The sequence below is a fragment of the Pseudomonas sp. CCOS 191 genome (genome assembly GCF_001007005.1).
Lineage (GTDB): Bacteria > Pseudomonadota > Gammaproteobacteria > Pseudomonadales > Pseudomonadaceae > Aquipseudomonas > Aquipseudomonas soli.
On record NZ_LN847264.1, the window covers coordinates 4,073,606 to 4,088,683 of the forward strand.

Genomic DNA, 15,078 nt, shown 5'->3' on the forward strand with positions numbered 1-15,078 from the left:
CAAATCCTGTAAAAAACAAAAGCCGGGGCACATGGCCCCGGCTGCTGTCCTGCGCCGCGATCAGACGCGTTCGAAGACAGTGGTGATGCCTTGGCCCAGGCCGACACACATGGTGGCGACGCCCAGGGTACCGCCATTCTGCTTCATGACGTTGAGCAGGGTGCCGGAAATCCGCGCCCCCGAGCAACCGAACGGGTGACCCAGGGCGATAGCGCCGCCGTGCAGGTTAACCTTCTCATTCATCTTGTCGAGCACTTTCAGATCTTTCAGCACCGGCAGGGCCTGTGCGGCGAAAGCTTCGTTGAGCTCGAAGAAGTCGATGTCGGCGATGGTCAGACCAGCGCGCTTGAGGGCTTTCTGCGTCGACGGGACCGGGCCGTAGCCCATGATCGCCGGATCCACACCGGCGACCGCCATCGAACGGATGACCGCCAGTGGCTGGATCCCCAGGTCCATGGCGCGCTGGCCGGACATGACGATCATGCACGAGGCGCCGTCGGTGATCTGCGACGAGGTGCCCGCGGTGACGGTGCCACCTTTCGGGTTGAACGCCGGCTTGAGCGACGCCAGGCCTTCGAGGGTGGTTTCCGGGCGAATGGTCTCGTCGTAGTCGAAGACCTTCAGGAAGCCGTTCTCGTCGTAACCCTGCATCGGGATGATCTCGTCCTTGAACTTGCCTTCGACCGTCGCCTTGTGGGCGAGCTGGTGCGAACGCACACCGAACAGATCCTGTTGTTCACGGGTGATGCCGTGCATCTTGCCCAGCATCTCGGCGGTCAGACCCATCATCCCGGAAGCCTTGGCAGCGTGCAAGGACAGGTGCGGGTTGGGGTCGACGCCATGCATCATGCTGACGTGGCCCATGTGCTCGACACCACCGATGACGAACACGTCGCCGTTGCCGGTCATGATCGCCTGGGCGGCGGTGTGCAGCGCGCTCATCGACGAGCCGCACAGGCGGCTGACGGTTTGCGCGGCGGAGGTGTGCGGGATCTGGGTCATCAGCGACGCCATGCGGGCGATGTTCCAGCCCTGCTCCAGGGTCTGGTTGACGCAGCCCCAGATCACGTCCTCGACTTCTTTCGGGTCGACCTTGTCGTTGCGCTCCAGCAGCTTGCTGATCAGGTGCGCGGACATGTCTTCGGCACGGGTGTTGCGGTGCATGCCACCCTTGGAGCGGCCCATCGGCGTGCGACCGAAGTCGACAATCACCACGTCTCTTGGATTCAGGCTCATATCAATATTCTCGCTCTAGCTCGTGGGCGCTCAGTTGAAGAAGCGCTGGCCGTTCTTGGCCATTTCGCGCAGCTTCGCAGTGGGGTGGTACAGCGGCCCCAGGTCGGCGTACTTGTCGGCCAGTGCGACGAACTCGGCGACCCCGATCGAATCGATGTAGCGCAGCGCGCCACCGCGGAACGGAGGGAAACCGATGCCGTAGACCAGGCCCATGTCGGCTTCGGCGGCGGTGGCGACGATGCCGTCTTCCAGGCAGCGCACGGTTTCCAGGCACAGCGGCACCATCATCCAGTTGATGATGTCTTCGTCGGTGACTTCACGCTGCTCGAAGATGACCGGCTTGAGCACGTCGAGCACGCTGGCATCGGCGACTTTCTTCGGCTTGCCGCGCTTGTCGGTCTCGTAGGCGTAGAAGCCCTTGCCGTTCTTCTGGCCCAGGCGGTTGGCTTCGTACAGGGCGTCGACGGCGGAGCGACGATCGTCCTTCATGCGGTCCGGGAAGCCTTCGGCCATCACGTCGCGGCCGTGGTGGCCGGTGTCGATGCCGACCACGTCCATCAGGTAGGCCGGGCCCATCGGCCAGCCGAACTTCTCCATCACCTTGTCGATGCGCACGAAGTCGACGCCAGCGCTGACCAGCTTGGCGAAGCCGCCGAAGTACGGGAACAGCACGCGGTTGACCAGGAAGCCCGGGCAGTCGTTGACCACGATCGGGTTCTTGCCCATCTTCTTGGCGTAGGCCACGGTGGTGGCCACGGCCACGTCGCTGGACTTCTCGCCACGGATGACTTCCACCAGCGGCATCATGTGCACCGGGTTGAAGAAGTGCATGCCGACGAAGTTTTCCGGACGCTTGAGCGCCTTGGCCAGCAGGTTGATGGAGATGGTCGAGGTGTTGGAGGCGAGGATCGCATCCTCTTTCACCTGGCCTTCCACTTCAGCCAGCACGGCTTGCTTGACCTTCGGGTTCTCGACCACGGCCTCGACGATGATGTCGACGTTGCCGAAGTCACCGTAGGACAGGGTCGGGCGAATGGCGTTGAGGGCCTCGGCCATCTTGGCCGGGGTCAGGCGCCCCTTCTCGACGCGCTTGCCGAGCAGCTTGGAGGCCTCGTTCAGGCCGAGCTGGATGGCTTCCTCGCGGATATCCTTCATCAGGATCGGGGTGCCCTTGACCGCCGACTGGTAGGCGATGCCGCCACCCATGATACCGGCGCCGAGCACGGCGGCCTGCTTCACGTCGTGAGCGATCTCGTCGTGGGCCTTGGCCTTGCGCTTGAGCTCCTGGTCGTTCAGGAACAGGCCGATCAGGCTCTCGGCGACCGAGGTCTTGGCCAGCTTGGCGAAGCCTGCGGCCTCGACTTCCAGTGCCTTGTCACGGCCGAAGTTGGCGGCTTTCTGGATGGTCTTGATGGCCTCGACCGGCGCCGGGTAGTTCGGGCCGGCCTGGCCGGCAACGAAGCCCTTGGCAGTCTCGAAGGCCATCATCTGCTCGATGGCGTTGAGCTTGAGCTTTTCCAGCTTGGGCTGGCGCTTGGCCTTGTAGTCCAGCTCGCCGCTGATGGCGCGCTTGACCAGGTCCAGGGCACCGGCCTGCAGCAGCTCGGGAGCGACCACGGCATCGACGGCGCCGACTTTCAGGGCGTCCTCGGCGCGGTTTTCCTTGCCCGAGGCGATCCACTCGATGGCGTTGTCCGAGCCGATCAGGCGCGGCAGGCGCACGGTGCCGCCAAAGCCTGGGTAGATGCCCAGCTTGACTTCCGGCAGGCCGATCTTGGCGCTGCTGGCCATGACCCGGTAGTCGGCGGCCAGGCACATCTCCAGGCCGCCGCCCAGGGCGATGCCGTTGATGGCGACCACGGTCGGCACCTGCAGGTCTTCGAAGTCACTGAAAATGCGATTGGCTTCCAGGTTGCCGGCGACCAGTTCAGCCTCGGGCAGCTTGAAGTTGTCGACGAACTCGGTGATGTCGGCGCCGACGATGAACACGTCCTTGCCACTGCTGACGATCACGCCCTTGACCGAGGCATCGGCCTTGATCACGTCCACGGCCTGACGCAGCTCGTTCAGAGTGAGACGGTTGAACTTGTTGACGGACTCACCCTTGAGGTCGAACTTCAGTTCGACGATGCCGCTTTCAAGAGCCTTAACCGTGATGGCTTTACCTTCGTAAATCATCAACTGATCTCCACGATATGGAAGCTGAACAGTACACGTCGATCGCTGGCAGCGAGAGCCGGTCTACCGGTCCCTCGCCCCAGGCACACCCGTCGACGCGCTAATCGGGATTCTGTAAGAGCCGTCTGACATACAAACGCTCAATTCATACGCCCGTTTGACTTGGGTGTGCACACATTCCCCGAAAAGAACCGCGTTGTCAAATACTCGCGAAGGCCGTGAAAACGCGACTTTCCAGTCATCTTCTACCCTCTGGGTACGAAACATGATGACAGTGATCGCCCTCCATTCATGTCAGCGATAGGCCACCCCCGACGGCACACGTGCTTTTTTTCTAAACACATCCGGCCAGGATGGCTACACTGCGACTGATTGAAAGTATTTCCGGCCTGCCTGGCCCTGTGCTTGCACGCACAAACGCAAAACGGCGCACAGGAGCATCTTTGCTCCTGTGCGCCGTTTTGCGTCACACGGGCTCAGGCGAGGGTTTCGAGGGTCTGGGCAATATCCTGCAAAACAGATTTGTCGCCCCGCTCGCTCCAGTACAGGGCAATCATGCGACTGTCGGCCTCGACCTTGTAGACCGTTGCCGGCAGGCGGGCGAAGGCCTCGGCCAGGCGCTGATCCTCGCAGGGCTCGCGCCACTGGTTCCACCACACGCCCGGAGTGATCTGCCAGTAGCACCAGCTGTCCGCGCGCCCTTTGCGCCGCGCCCGATGGTACTGCGGGCAGGGGCTGGGCGGCTCGTTTACCAGCCAGTGCGGCCACTGTTGCGGCGCCAGTTGCATGGCCAGCCCCATGCGCCGCCCCTCCAGGCGCAGGCTCATCTGCTCGCTCTGTTTGCGCGAGGGGCGCAACCAGGCCAACGGGCTGAGAATCAGCGCAAGGATTGACACCACCAGCCATACCGTCATATCTGTAGACCTTATAAAGCGTTGCAAATGAGCGGGTTAGTCAGGTTTCACGGAAGATCCGCGCGAAAGCGACCATACTTCTACTATCGCGATTGTCAGGAGTACTGCACATGTCCTATGAACATCTTCTGGTCGCTGTCGACCTGACCGAAGAATGCGACCCGGTGATCAAGCGGGCCAAGGCCATCGCCCTGGCCAGCGGCGCCAAGGTCTCCCTGGTGCATATCGTCGAGCCCATGGCCATGGCCTTCGGCGGCGACGTGCCGATGGACCTGTCGCAGTTGCAGCAGCAACAGTTCGACCAGGCCAAGGAACGCATGGAGCGCCTGTACAACAAGTACCCGGATATCAATCGCGGCGACTCGCACCTGGTCTACGGCCAACCGCGCCAGGAAATCCACCAGTTGGCGAAGGATCAGAAGTGCGACCTGATCGTGGTCGGCAGCCATGGCCGCCACGGCCTGGCCCTGCTGCTGGGCTCCACCGCCAACGACGTGCTGCACGGCGCGCCGTGCGATGTATTGGCGGTGCGGTTGCAGAAGAAGGCCGAGTAATACTTTCATCGCGAGGCAAGCCCGCCCCCACAAAGCCCGTCAAACAGGGCTGCGTGGGGGCGGGCTTGCCCCGCGATGGCTTCAGCCTTCCAGCTCGGCCCAGCGCTCCACCAGCACGTCCAGCTCGCCCTGCAGCTTCTCGATCTTGGCCAGCACCGCCGCAGTCTCGGCAATCGGCCGCTGATAGAAGCCCGCCGCACTCACTTCTTCCTGTGCCTCGGCCATCCGCTGCTCCAGCGCATCGATCTGCCCCGGCAGCATCTCCAGCTCACGCTGCAGCTTGTAGCTGAGCTTCTTCTTGCTGGCATCGACCGCAGGCGCAGCGGCGGCAACAGGCGCCACCTCCTCCACCGGCGCCTGCACCACGGCGCTGTTGAGCTCGGACTTGCCGCCCTTGCTTTCGGTCACGCCGAGCAGCTTCGGCGAACCGCCCTGGCGGATCCAGTCCTCGTAGCCGCCGACGTACTCGCGCACGCGCCCCTCACCTTCGAACACCAGGGTGCTGGTCACCACGTTGTCGAGGAAGGCCCGGTCGTGGCTGACCATCAGCACCGTGCCCTTGTAGTTGGACAGCACCTCTTCGAGCAACTCGAGGGTCTCGACGTCGAGGTCGTTGGTCGGTTCGTCCAGCACCAGCAGGTTGGCCGGCTTGCTGAACAGCTTGGCCAGCAGCAGGCGCGCGCGCTCGCCCCCGGACAGCGCCTTGACCGGCGTGCGCGCACGCTGCGGGCTGAACAGGAAGTCGCCGAGGTAGCTGAGCACATGGCGGTTCTGGCCATCGATCTCGATGAAATCGCGGCCTTCGGCCAGGTTGTCGATGACGGTCTTTTCCAGGTCCAGCTGATGGCGCATCTGGTCGAAGTAGGCCACTTCCAGCTTGGTGCCACGCTCGACCTTGCCACTGGTGGGCTCCAGGTCGCCCAGCATCAGCTTGAGCAGGGTCGTCTTGCCGGTGCCGTTGGCACCCAGCAGGCCGATACGGTCCTGGCGCTGCAGCACCATGGAGAAGTCCTTGACCAGCTTCGGTCCATTCTGGTGGGCGAAGCTGACGTCCTCCAGCACCATCACCTGCTTGCCGGACTTGTCCGCCACCTCGATCTGGATATTGGCCTTGCCCTGGCGTTCGCGACGCTCGCCGCGCTCCACGCGCAGCGCCTTGAGCGCGCGCACGCGGCCTTCGTTGCGGGTACGTCGGGCCTTGATGCCCTGGCGGATCCACACTTCTTCCTGGGCCAGGCGCTTGTCGAACAGCGCGTTGGCAGTGGCCTCGGCGGCCAGCTCGGCCTCCTTGTGCACCAGGAAGCTGGCGTAGTCGCCGTTCCAGTCGATCAGCCCGCCACGGTCCAGCTCGAGGATGCGCGTGGCCAGGTTCTGCAGGAAGGAACGGTCGTGGGTGATGAACAGCACCGCGCCACCGAAGCCTTTGAGCGCCTCTTCCAGCCAGGCGATGGCGCCGATGTCCAGGTGGTTGGTCGGTTCGTCCAGCAGCAACAGGTCGGGCTCGGACACCAGCGCCTGGGCCAGCAGCACGCGCCGGCGCCAGCCGCCGGACAGCTCGGCCAGGGTCTTGTCGGCCGGCAACTGCAGGCGGCTCAGGGTACTTTCGACCACCTGCTGCAGGCGCCAGCCGTCACGGGCTTCGAGCTCGTGCTGGACGTGCATGAGCTTTTCCAGATCCTCGTCGCCGTGGATGTTCTGGCTCAGGTGATGGAACTGCGCCAGCAGCTCGCCGACGCCGTCAAGGCCAGCGGCTACCACATCGAATACGCTACGCTCGTCGGCCACCGGCAGCTCTTGCGGCAGCTCGCCGATCTTCAGGCCGGGGGCGCGCCAGATATCACCGTCATCGCCCTTCTGCTCGCCCTTGACCAGGCGCAGCATGCTCGACTTGCCCGTGCCGTTGCGGCCGATGATGCACACCCGCTCGCCACGGGCGATCTGCCAGGACACTTTGTCCAACAGCGGCATGGCGCCGAACGCGAGGGACACATCGCTGAATTTGAGCAGGGTCATGATCATCTCCAAAAACCGGGCGCGCATTCTACCTGACTTACCCCTTCAGGGCATCAAAAGCCCGTCGCCGCGACAGGGCGTCGGATAACAACTCGATACAAGCACAGTGCTTTCGCCGGCCACCGGCAAACGGCTAAGCTAAGCAGTAATACCCAACAGTGCTGGCTCCGCCGTCACTTTCCATGGTTCCACTGCCCGGACGTATCATGCGCAGCCGCCTGTTACAAATTGCTTCCTGCCTGTTGCTGACCACCCTCGCCGCGAGCGTCGCACAGGCCGCCGACATCACCCAGCAACGTCAATACTACGACGAGGCCAAGCGCGCCCTGGCCAAGGGCGACAAGGGCCCCTACCTGCGCTACGCGCAGGCGCTGCGCGATTACCCGCTCACGCCCTACCTCACCTACGACGAGCTGACCGCCCGCCTCAAGAGCGCCAGCAACGAAGAGATCGAGGGCTTCCTCAAGGCCCATGGCGACCTGCCCCAGGCCAACTGGATGAAATTGCGCTGGTTGCGCTGGCTGGCCGAGCGCGGTGAATGGAACACCTTCACCCGCTATTACGACCCCAAGCTGAACTTCACCGAACTGGACTGCCTCAACGGCCAGTACCAGCTCTCCCACGGCCAGCGCGCCGAAGGCTTCGCCAGCGCCGAAAAATTGTGGAACGTCGGCAAATCCCAGCCCACCGCCTGCGACACCCTGTTCGCCATGTGGGCCGCCGAAGGCCAGCTGACCGAGGCCAAGCGCTGGCAGCGCGCGAAGCTTGCGGCACAGGCGCGCAACTACGGCCTGGCCAACAACCTGGTGAAAACCCTCACCACCCTCGCCCCCCAGGGCAAGCTGCTGATCGACGTGGCGCAGAAGCCCGAGCTGCTCAACCAGCCTTCGCGCTTCACACCGGTCAACGAGGCCATGTCCGACGTGGTCAGCCTGGGCCTTCGTCGCCTGGCCCGGCAAAATCCGGAACAGGCGATGGCCCTGCTCGACGATTATGCCCAGCGCATGCACTTCTCCCGTGACGAGAAGGTCGCCATCGCCCGCGAGATCGGCCTGACCCTGGCCCGCCGCTACGACCCGCGCGCCCTCGACCTGATGACCCGCTACGACCCGGAACTGCGCGACAACACCGTCAGCGAATGGCGCCTGCGCCTGCTGCTGCGCCTGGCCCGCTGGGAAGAAGCCTACGAACTGACCAAGCGCCTGCCCCAGGACCTGGCCAGCAGCAACCGCTGGAAGTACTGGCAGGCGCGCAGCCTGGAGCTGGCCCAGCCGAACAACCCGCAGGTCCCGCTGCTGTACAAGACCGTCGCCCGCGAGCGTGATTTCTATGGCTTCCTCGCCGCCGACCGGGCGCAGACGCCCTATCAGCTGAACAACAAGCCGCTGGCGCTGAGCCAGGCGGTGACCAACAAGGTCCGCAACACCCCCGGCATCCGTCGCGCACTGGAGTTCCACGCCCGTGGCCAGATCGTCGAAGGGCGCCGCGAGTGGTACCACGTCAGCCGCCACTTCAACCGTGACGAAATGGTCGCCCAGGCCCGCCTGGCCTACGACATGCGCTGGTACTTCCCCGCCATCCGCACCATCAGCCAGGCCCAGTACTGGGACGACCTGGACATCCGCTTCCCGATGGCCCACCGCGACACCCTGGTGCGCGAAGCCAAGGTTCGCGGCCTGCATTCGAGCTGGGTGTTCGCCATCACCCGCCAGGAGAGCGCCTTCATGGAGGACGCCCGCTCCAGCGTCGGCGCCAGTGGCCTGATGCAGCTGATGCCGGGCACCGCCAAGGAAACCGCGCGCAAGTTCAGCATCCCGCTGGCTTCGCCGGCCCAGGTGTTCAATCCGGACAAGAACATCCAGCTCGGTGCTGCCTACCTGAGCCAGGTGCACAGTCAGTTCAACGGCAACCGCGTGCTGGCCTCGGCCGCCTACAACGCCGGCCCCGGGCGTGTACGCCAGTGGCTCAAGGGCGCCAAGCACCTGAGTTTCGATGTGTGGGTCGAATCGATTCCGTTCGATGAGACGCGCCAGTACGTGCAGAACGTGCTGTCGTATTCGGTCATCTACGGGCAGAAACTCAATTCACCGCAGCCGCTGGTGGATTGGCATGAGCGGTATTTCGACGATATGTGATCATTCGCCGAGGGTGCTGCAGCGCCTACGAGACCGAGCGCCGCCCGCGCGGCGCATCGCTGGCAAGCCAGCTCCCACATTTTTTTCGGTCCAATTACGTCTGCGCCGACGCGGCTGTACGCCTTGTTTGTACGACGCGGTTTCAGCGTGGGCACCACTGCCGCCCCACCTATCTCAAGACATGCGCCAAGGCGGGCAGCGATAACATCACAGGAGTGATTGGCCCGAAATAGATGTGGGAGCTGGCTTGCCAGCGATGCGCCGCGCGGGCGGCGCTCGATTTCGAAAACGCTGCAAGACTATCGCCCAGCACCTTGCAGCCCTCACACAATCACACTCGCCCTGCCTTACTCGATAACCTCAACCGCCATCCCCACCTTCAGCTCCCCCTCGCCATCCACCGCCAGGTTCTGGCCAAACAGCACATCGCCTTCCTTCTCGCGGAACGTCTTGAGCGTGGTCAACGGCTCACGGTCCGGGCTGCGTTCGCCCGTGGCGGGATCGAGGGTGGTGAGGATGCAGCGCACGCTCGGCTTGAGCACGCGGAAGGTCATGTCGCCAATACGGATGCGCTTCCAACGGTCCTCGGCAAAGGCCTCGGCCCCCTCTACCACAAGGTTCGGGCGAAAACGCAGCATCTCCATGGGGCGCCCCACCCGACGGCTCAACTCATCCAGCGAGGCCTGGCCGATCAGCAGCAGTGGAAAACCATCGGGAAAGGCGGCCCGGTCACTGTTGAGGCCGTAGCCGCTGGGCAGGTAGCGGGCCCGCTGCTCGGGGCAGTACACCAGCCTTACCGCCTTGCCCAGCAGCTCGCTGAGCCAGGCCGCAGCGGCATCGCCGGCATCGGGCACGCGCAAGGTGTCGCGCCAGATGGTGATGCCGCGCAGGGCCTCGTCGGCGGGCGGTACCGGCACCTCCAAGGGTGCCTGTCCCGGCGTCTGGAGCAGCAGTTGGCCCTGCTCGCCGTAACTGGCGCCAACCTGCCCCAGCCGGGGCCAGGCGCGCTGGGTCAGGAAGCGGCCGTTCTCCTCCTCCACCACCAGCCAGCGCCGGTCACCGTCCAGGCCCATATGGCCGACCACAGACGCCTGCAGGCACTGGGCCTGGGCCGATTTCACCGGGTACCGATACAACGCACTCAGAAACATCCCTGCCACCTTGCGCCAGTCGAAACACCAAGCTTATACCGGACCGGTACCGCCGTTACACCGTGGCGTGGTCCAGGGTCAGGCGTTGACGTACCACATCCACCAGGCGATCGGGCTGGAACTTGGAAAGGAAGTTGTCGCAACCGACTTTCTTGACCATGGATTCGTTGAAGCTGCCCGACAGCGAGGTGTGCAGTACCACGTAGAGGCCACGCAGGCGCGGGTCGTTGCGGATTTCGGTGGTCAGCCGGTAACCATCCATCTCGGGCATCTCGGCATCGGTGAAGACCATCAGCAACTTCTCGCAGACATTCTCCCCTGCGTCCGCCCAGCCCTTGAGCAGACGCAGGGCCTTGAGGCCGTCGCTGGCCACGTGCAGCTTCACTCCCAGCTGCGAGAGGGTATCGCGCAATTGCGCCAGGGCCACGGTGGAGTCGTCCACCAGCAGCACCTCGCGGCCACGGGCGCGGGCCAATACCGGGTCTTCGAGCTTGTCGCGGGAGACCTTGGCGTTGTAGGGGACGATCTCGGCCAGCACTTTCTCCACATCGATGACCTCCACCAGCTGCTCGTCGACCTTGGTGATCGCCGTGAGGTAGTGTTGGCGACCAGCGCTGGCCGGCGGCGGCATGATGGCTTCCCAGTTCATGTTGACGATACGATCCACGCCACCCACCAGGAACGCCTGCACCGAGCGGTTGTACTCGGTGACGATGATGGTGCTGTTCGGCCCCGGCTGCAGCGCACGCATGCCGATCGCCTGGGACAGGTCGATGACCGGCAGCGTCTGGCCGCGCAGGTTGACCACGCCGCAGACGAAGGAATGGCGTTGCGGCATGAGGGTCAGCTTGGGCAACTGCAGCACCTCCTGGACCTTGAACACGTTGATGGCGAACAACTGCCGGCCGGCCAGCCGGAACATGAGGATTTCCAGGCGGTTCTCACCCACCAGTTGCGTGCGTTGGTCTACCGTGTCGAGAATGCCAGCCATTGAAAGCCCCCAGGCGTGAGTCGGGAAAAAGTGAATGCATCCCCCTGTATCGGCGGACACGGGCACAGCTTGACCCCTGATGGAAAAAGCCATGCGGGGTGATTGATATCACTTTACCATCATGCTTTACTGCTGCCACATCCCGCCACGTCCGTCGCTCGCAACGAACGACCCGCCTGAAACCGCATCAGGGAAACCCCTAGTAGCAATCGGGTGCAACCTGATGTTCGCAATATCCATTAGCCATTAATGTGACGCCATTCTCACTGCATGAACGGAGTCAGGCTTTTGCGAGCGATCATCTTGGTACGGCCAATCCCTGAAGACGGGGCGCCATGATGGATAGCACTCCACTGCACAACGCCGCCGTGGCGGCCTTTTTGCAGGATGCGCAGGTCCTGCTGGCCAGGTCCCAGGAATGCCTGCAGCACCTGGAGCTGATCACCAACGATCCGGATGCCTGCCATAGCCTCAATGCCGCGCTCGACACCCTCGCCCGGCGAGCGGTCGCGCTCGACCTGCTCGAAGTGGCCCACCATGCCCTGGCCCTGCAACGACTGCTCGCGCCCGCGTGCGCCCAGCAGCATCTGCACGGTACCAGCCTGCCCGCGCTTGCGGCCTGCCTGACCCTGCTGGACTGGCAACTGGAGCTGCTCGACCCGCAGACCGGCCGCCTGGACATGGACACCGAGGAGCAACGACGACTGCTGGCCGAGCTTGCCACCACCCTGGGCCAACCGACAGCGCAACTGTGCGCCGATTGCCAGGAAACCGGCACGTTCTGCGACCACCCCCACGCCCAGGATGCACTTGCGGAGCAAAGCCTCGGCGCAGCCGACCGCCAACATTAACCTGACTAATTGCGCGGCAACTAAACCCACTCAGGGTTTAACTTGCAAAGTTTGGCAAGTTTTTCCAAATGTTTTTGCCCGCTGGGTTTTTTAGTTGATCGAGGCGTACTGGAAACATCTTTTAATAATGGCACTCTGCTAGCCAGCGCCTCGCCCGCCAGACCCGCCACAGCCCGGAAAATCCGAGGTTTCAAGCAGTTATCCCCCCGCGACCAAATTCAATCAAAGTGATAACATGTGCACATTCGAACATGCGCACCCAGATTATCGGGTGATTGGATACGTGCCCGGTGCTTGATTGAATGCACGGCACCAGCACCTCTGGCCAGGCATGTGCAATACCCTCAACTGCAATAACTCAGTGGCTTCCCTATCTATGCTCCCACGCTTGAAGTTCCTCCAGCGTTGCCGCTCCAGAGTTGCCCTGCTCCGCTGGACGACCACGCTGCTGTGCATTGCATCGCTGGCGGCAAACCTGGTGGTGTACCTGCGCACCCTGCCATTGTCGGCCAGCCTGCTGTTGCTCCAGTTGCTGGCGATGATCGGCGTCGGCTGGCACCTGCGCCACTGGGCGCGCTCGATCAACCTGCGCCCGGCGGAACTGGCCACGCGCATGCTCAAGGTGCAAGAGAGCGAGCGTCAGCGCCTGAGCCGTGAACTGCATGACGATATCGGCCAACTGCTGACCGCCGCCAAGCTGCAGGTCGACTGGCTGCAACGCCGGGTGCCGGCGGACCTGCAGGAGCACTGCGCTACCTTGCGCAGCACCCTGGACCATACGCTGGGCAACGTGCGCGACGTTTCCACCATTCTCAACCCTCGACAACTGGCCAGCCTGGGCCTGGAGGCGAGCCTGCGCGCGCATTTGCTGCGCACCCTGGAAAATACCGAGGTGCACTGGAGCCTTGAATGCAACCAACGCCTGGGCGGCATCAGCGAAGAAGTGACCATGGCGGCCTTTCGCATCACCCAGGAGGCGGTCACCAACATGCTCCGCCATGCACACGCACGCAACCTGGTGGTCCGCCTGCAGCGCACCTCGGCCGGCCTGGCGCTGTCGATCCAGGATGACGGCGGCGGCTTCGTGCCGGCGCAGACGCCAGCAGAAAGCGGCCTGCGCGGCATGGCTGGCATGCAGGAACGGGTGACAGCGCTGCAGGGCAGCCTGAGCATCACCAGCCAGCCCGGCCAGGGCACCCGCATCGACGCCCTCTTCCCATGGCCACCCCGCAACCAAGAACGTGCCAGGACTCCCGCTCCCGATGACCTGTAGATTATTGCTGGTGGACGACCATTCCCTGATTCGCGCTGGCGTCAGGGCACTGGTAACGGATATTCCCGGCTATACCGTGATTGGCGAAGCCGACGATGGCAGCCAACTGCTGGAGCAGGTCCGGCGTCTCGCGCCGGACATCGTCCTGCTGGATATTTCCATGCGCTCGACCAGCGGCCTGGACGCCCTCACGCAGCTGCGCGCAAGCGGCTGCACCTGCAAGGTGCTGATCCTGTCGATGCACACCGACCCGGAGCTGATCATGCGCGCCCTGGAGAGCGGCGCCCATGGCTACCTGCTCAAGGACACCACGGCCACCGAACTGGAGCAGGCACTGACCGCCCTGCGCAACGACGAACGCTACCTCAGCCCGGCCATCGCCCACACCGTGATCAACCAGGCGTTGTTGCGCGCCCAGAGCGGCCGCCAAGCGAACAACGAAGGCCATCACAACCTGACCGCCCGCCAGCTGGAGATCCTGCGCCTGATCGTGCGCGGCAAATCCACCCGGGAGATCGCCGGCGGCCTGGGCCTGTCGATCAAGACCGTGGAAACCCACCGCTCGCAGATCATGAAGCGCCTGCAGATCTACGATGTGGCGGGCCTGGTGCTGTTCGCCGTGCGCGAGAAAATCATCAGCCTGGACGACTGAGCAACGGCGAATCCGCCGGCAGGTGCACGCGCAGCGCCTTGGGTACGGCCTCGAACCGCAGGCTGGCCGCTTGCAGGGGCTCGCCGTCGAGATTCATGTCCAACCCCTGGGCGCTCTTGATCTCCACCCACGGCAAGCGGGCGCGCACGAACAGCCCCTCACCGGCCAACAGATCGCGCAAGGCCCCGGCCATCTCCTGGGGCGCCGGCAGGATGCCGACGTCCAGCAAACCATCGTCCACGCTCGCCTCGGGGCATAGCACGTGCCCGCCGCCGGCCTGACGACCATTGCCGATGCCCAGCGCCAGCAACTCGCCCTGCCACTGGAACCCCGGACCCTGCAGCTCGACCGAGGCCGCCTGCAGCTCACTGAAGCGCGACAGCCCGGTGAACAGGTAGGCCGCGGCGCCCAGCACTTTCTTGAGGTCTTCAGAGGTACTGGCGGTGACCTGGGTGCCGAATCCGCCGGTAGCCATGTTCAGGAACAGCTGGTCACCCACCCGGCCCAGATCGATCGGCCGTGCCGGTACGTCCAGCAGGTCTAGGGCCGCTTGCGGCTCAAGCGGCACACCGGCCGCCTTGGCAAAGTCGTTGGCCGTACCCAGCGGCAGCAGCGCCAGGCTGGCCTGGGTAGCCGCCAAGCCCATGGCCTCGGCCACGTCGCGCAACGTGCCATCACCGCCGCCGGCCACCACGTGAGGATAGCCCGCCGCCAGTGCTTCCCCGACCAGGCGCTGGGCATCACCGCCCTCCCAGGTCAGGCGCACGTCCAACTCCCAGCCACGCTCACGCACCTGGCCTACCGCGGCCCGCACGTCTTCGTTGGTGGCCTGCTTGCCATGCAGGATCAGCAATGCCTTGCGCTCGCTCATGTCGCCCTCCCGGAAAAATGCACAGAAATGCCCTACTGCAATCTCGACCATGAACGCGCACGGATTGCTGCATGCCCCGCCCAAAAACCGCCGTTTCCCGTAATTGCCATTGAAAGCCGCTCGCGACAGGCGCATCATTCGACAAATATTTGGCCTTCATGGAAGATGACGCCCGAAAAAGTCATTTTATTGACTTTGCGCCGCCAGACGCCTGACAGGTCGTGATTTCCTTGTATTGCGCTGCCCGCAGCGCACCGAT

At 63.9% G+C, this 15,078-nt stretch carries 12 protein-coding genes; 5 read left to right on the forward strand and 7 right to left on the reverse strand.

Annotated features, from left to right (window positions below; genetic code table 11):
• Positions 1-60 precede the first annotated feature (60 nt).
• The 3 genes from fadA to CCOS191_RS18075 form a co-directional block, all read right to left on the reverse strand.
• Positions 61-1,236 carry an acetyl-CoA C-acyltransferase FadA gene (gene fadA / locus CCOS191_RS18065; RefSeq protein ID WP_023629457.1) on the reverse strand — a complete coding sequence of 392 codons (1,176 nt, stop codon included), beginning with the start codon at positions 1,234-1,236 and terminating at the stop codon, positions 61-63.
• 30 nt (positions 1,237-1,266) lie between these two features.
• Positions 1,267-3,414 (reverse strand): fatty acid oxidation complex subunit alpha FadB, encoded by a 2,148-nt coding sequence (gene fadB, locus CCOS191_RS18070; protein ID WP_046856399.1) that lies wholly within the window; start codon positions 3,412-3,414, stop codon positions 1,267-1,269.
• Positions 3,415-3,890: 476 nt separating this feature from the next.
• A complete protein-coding gene (locus tag CCOS191_RS18075; RefSeq protein ID WP_046856400.1) occupies positions 3,891-4,328 on the reverse strand; it encodes a hypothetical protein in 438 nt (145 codons plus the stop codon).
• 110 nt (positions 4,329-4,438) lie between these two features.
• Here CCOS191_RS18075 and CCOS191_RS18080 point away from each other — a divergent pair, with 110 nt between their 5' ends.
• A complete protein-coding gene (locus CCOS191_RS18080) occupies positions 4,439-4,882 on the forward strand; it encodes a universal stress protein (RefSeq protein ID WP_046856401.1) in 444 nt (147 codons plus the stop codon).
• An 81-nt stretch (positions 4,883-4,963) separates the two neighbouring features.
• On the opposite strand, the gene CCOS191_RS18085 is transcribed toward CCOS191_RS18080, so the two are convergent.
• A complete protein-coding gene (locus CCOS191_RS18085; protein WP_046856402.1) occupies positions 4,964-6,895 on the reverse strand; it encodes an ATP-binding cassette domain-containing protein in 1,932 nt (643 codons plus the stop codon).
• Positions 6,896-7,101: 206 nt separating this feature from the next.
• Between CCOS191_RS18085 and CCOS191_RS18090 the strand changes: the two genes are divergently transcribed.
• Positions 7,102-9,030 (forward strand): transglycosylase SLT domain-containing protein, encoded by a 1,929-nt coding sequence (locus tag CCOS191_RS18090; RefSeq protein WP_046856403.1) that lies wholly within the window; start codon positions 7,102-7,104, stop codon positions 9,028-9,030.
• A gap of 347 nt (positions 9,031-9,377) precedes the next feature.
• On the opposite strand, the gene CCOS191_RS18095 is transcribed toward CCOS191_RS18090, so the two are convergent.
• Positions 9,378-10,181 carry an MOSC domain-containing protein gene (locus CCOS191_RS18095; protein ID WP_046856404.1) on the reverse strand — a complete coding sequence of 268 codons (804 nt, stop codon included), beginning with the start codon at positions 10,179-10,181 and terminating at the stop codon, positions 9,378-9,380.
• A 55-nt stretch (positions 10,182-10,236) separates the two neighbouring features.
• Positions 10,237-11,172 carry a chemotaxis protein CheV gene (locus CCOS191_RS18100; protein WP_046856405.1) on the reverse strand — a complete coding sequence of 312 codons (936 nt, stop codon included), beginning with the start codon at positions 11,170-11,172 and terminating at the stop codon, positions 10,237-10,239.
• A 338-nt stretch (positions 11,173-11,510) separates the two neighbouring features.
• Here CCOS191_RS18100 and CCOS191_RS18105 point away from each other — a divergent pair, with 338 nt between their 5' ends.
• From CCOS191_RS18105 to CCOS191_RS18115, 3 genes are all read left to right on the forward strand, one after another.
• Positions 11,511-12,023 carry a hypothetical protein gene (locus CCOS191_RS18105; protein WP_046857857.1) on the forward strand — a complete coding sequence of 171 codons (513 nt, stop codon included), beginning with the start codon at positions 11,511-11,513 and terminating at the stop codon, positions 12,021-12,023.
• 376 nt (positions 12,024-12,399) lie between these two features.
• Positions 12,400-13,296: a sensor histidine kinase gene (locus CCOS191_RS18110; protein WP_046856406.1), complete on the forward strand. Its 897-nt coding sequence runs from the start codon at positions 12,400-12,402 to the stop codon at positions 13,294-13,296.
• Positions 13,286-13,948, forward strand: a complete 663-nt coding sequence (locus CCOS191_RS18115) for a response regulator (protein ID WP_046856407.1) — start codon at positions 13,286-13,288, stop codon at positions 13,946-13,948. Before CCOS191_RS18110 ends, CCOS191_RS18115 begins: the two co-directional genes overlap by 11 nt.
• Here the strand turns inward: CCOS191_RS18115 and yegS are convergent.
• Entirely contained in the window at positions 13,932-14,819 is an 888-nt protein-coding gene (gene yegS / locus CCOS191_RS18120) for a lipid kinase YegS (RefSeq protein WP_046856408.1), read from the reverse strand. The two genes, CCOS191_RS18115 and yegS, sit on opposite strands and share 17 nt — an antisense overlap.
• Between the last annotated feature and the right edge of the window lie 259 nt (positions 14,820-15,078).

What these genes read in the sequence shown, in the direction of transcription:
- fadA (WP_023629457.1), bottom strand. Translation starts at nt 1,236, where the DNA reads ATGAGCCTGAATCCAAGAGACGTGGTGATTGTCGACTTCGGTCGCACG.
- fadB (WP_046856399.1), bottom strand. Translation starts at nt 3,414, where the DNA reads ATGATTTACGAAGGTAAAGCCATCACGGTTAAGGCTCTTGAAAGCGGC.
- CCOS191_RS18075 (WP_046856400.1), bottom strand. Translation starts at nt 4,328, where the DNA reads ATGACGGTATGGCTGGTGGTGTCAATCCTTGCGCTGATTCTCAGCCCG.
- CCOS191_RS18080 (WP_046856401.1), top strand. Translation starts at nt 4,439, where the DNA reads ATGTCCTATGAACATCTTCTGGTCGCTGTCGACCTGACCGAAGAATGC.
- CCOS191_RS18085 (WP_046856402.1), bottom strand. Translation starts at nt 6,895, where the DNA reads ATGACCCTGCTCAAATTCAGCGATGTGTCCCTCGCGTTCGGCGCCATG.
- CCOS191_RS18090 (WP_046856403.1), top strand. Translation starts at nt 7,102, where the DNA reads ATGCGCAGCCGCCTGTTACAAATTGCTTCCTGCCTGTTGCTGACCACC.
- CCOS191_RS18095 (WP_046856404.1), bottom strand. Translation starts at nt 10,181, where the DNA reads ATGTTTCTGAGTGCGTTGTATCGGTACCCGGTGAAATCGGCCCAGGCC.
- CCOS191_RS18100 (WP_046856405.1), bottom strand. Translation starts at nt 11,172, where the DNA reads ATGGCTGGCATTCTCGACACGGTAGACCAACGCACGCAACTGGTGGGT.
- CCOS191_RS18105 (WP_046857857.1), top strand. Translation starts at nt 11,511, where the DNA reads ATGGATAGCACTCCACTGCACAACGCCGCCGTGGCGGCCTTTTTGCAG.
- CCOS191_RS18110 (WP_046856406.1), top strand. Translation starts at nt 12,400, where the DNA reads ATGCTCCCACGCTTGAAGTTCCTCCAGCGTTGCCGCTCCAGAGTTGCC.
- CCOS191_RS18115 (WP_046856407.1), top strand. Translation starts at nt 13,286, where the DNA reads ATGACCTGTAGATTATTGCTGGTGGACGACCATTCCCTGATTCGCGCT.
- yegS (WP_046856408.1), bottom strand. Translation starts at nt 14,819, where the DNA reads ATGAGCGAGCGCAAGGCATTGCTGATCCTGCATGGCAAGCAGGCCACC.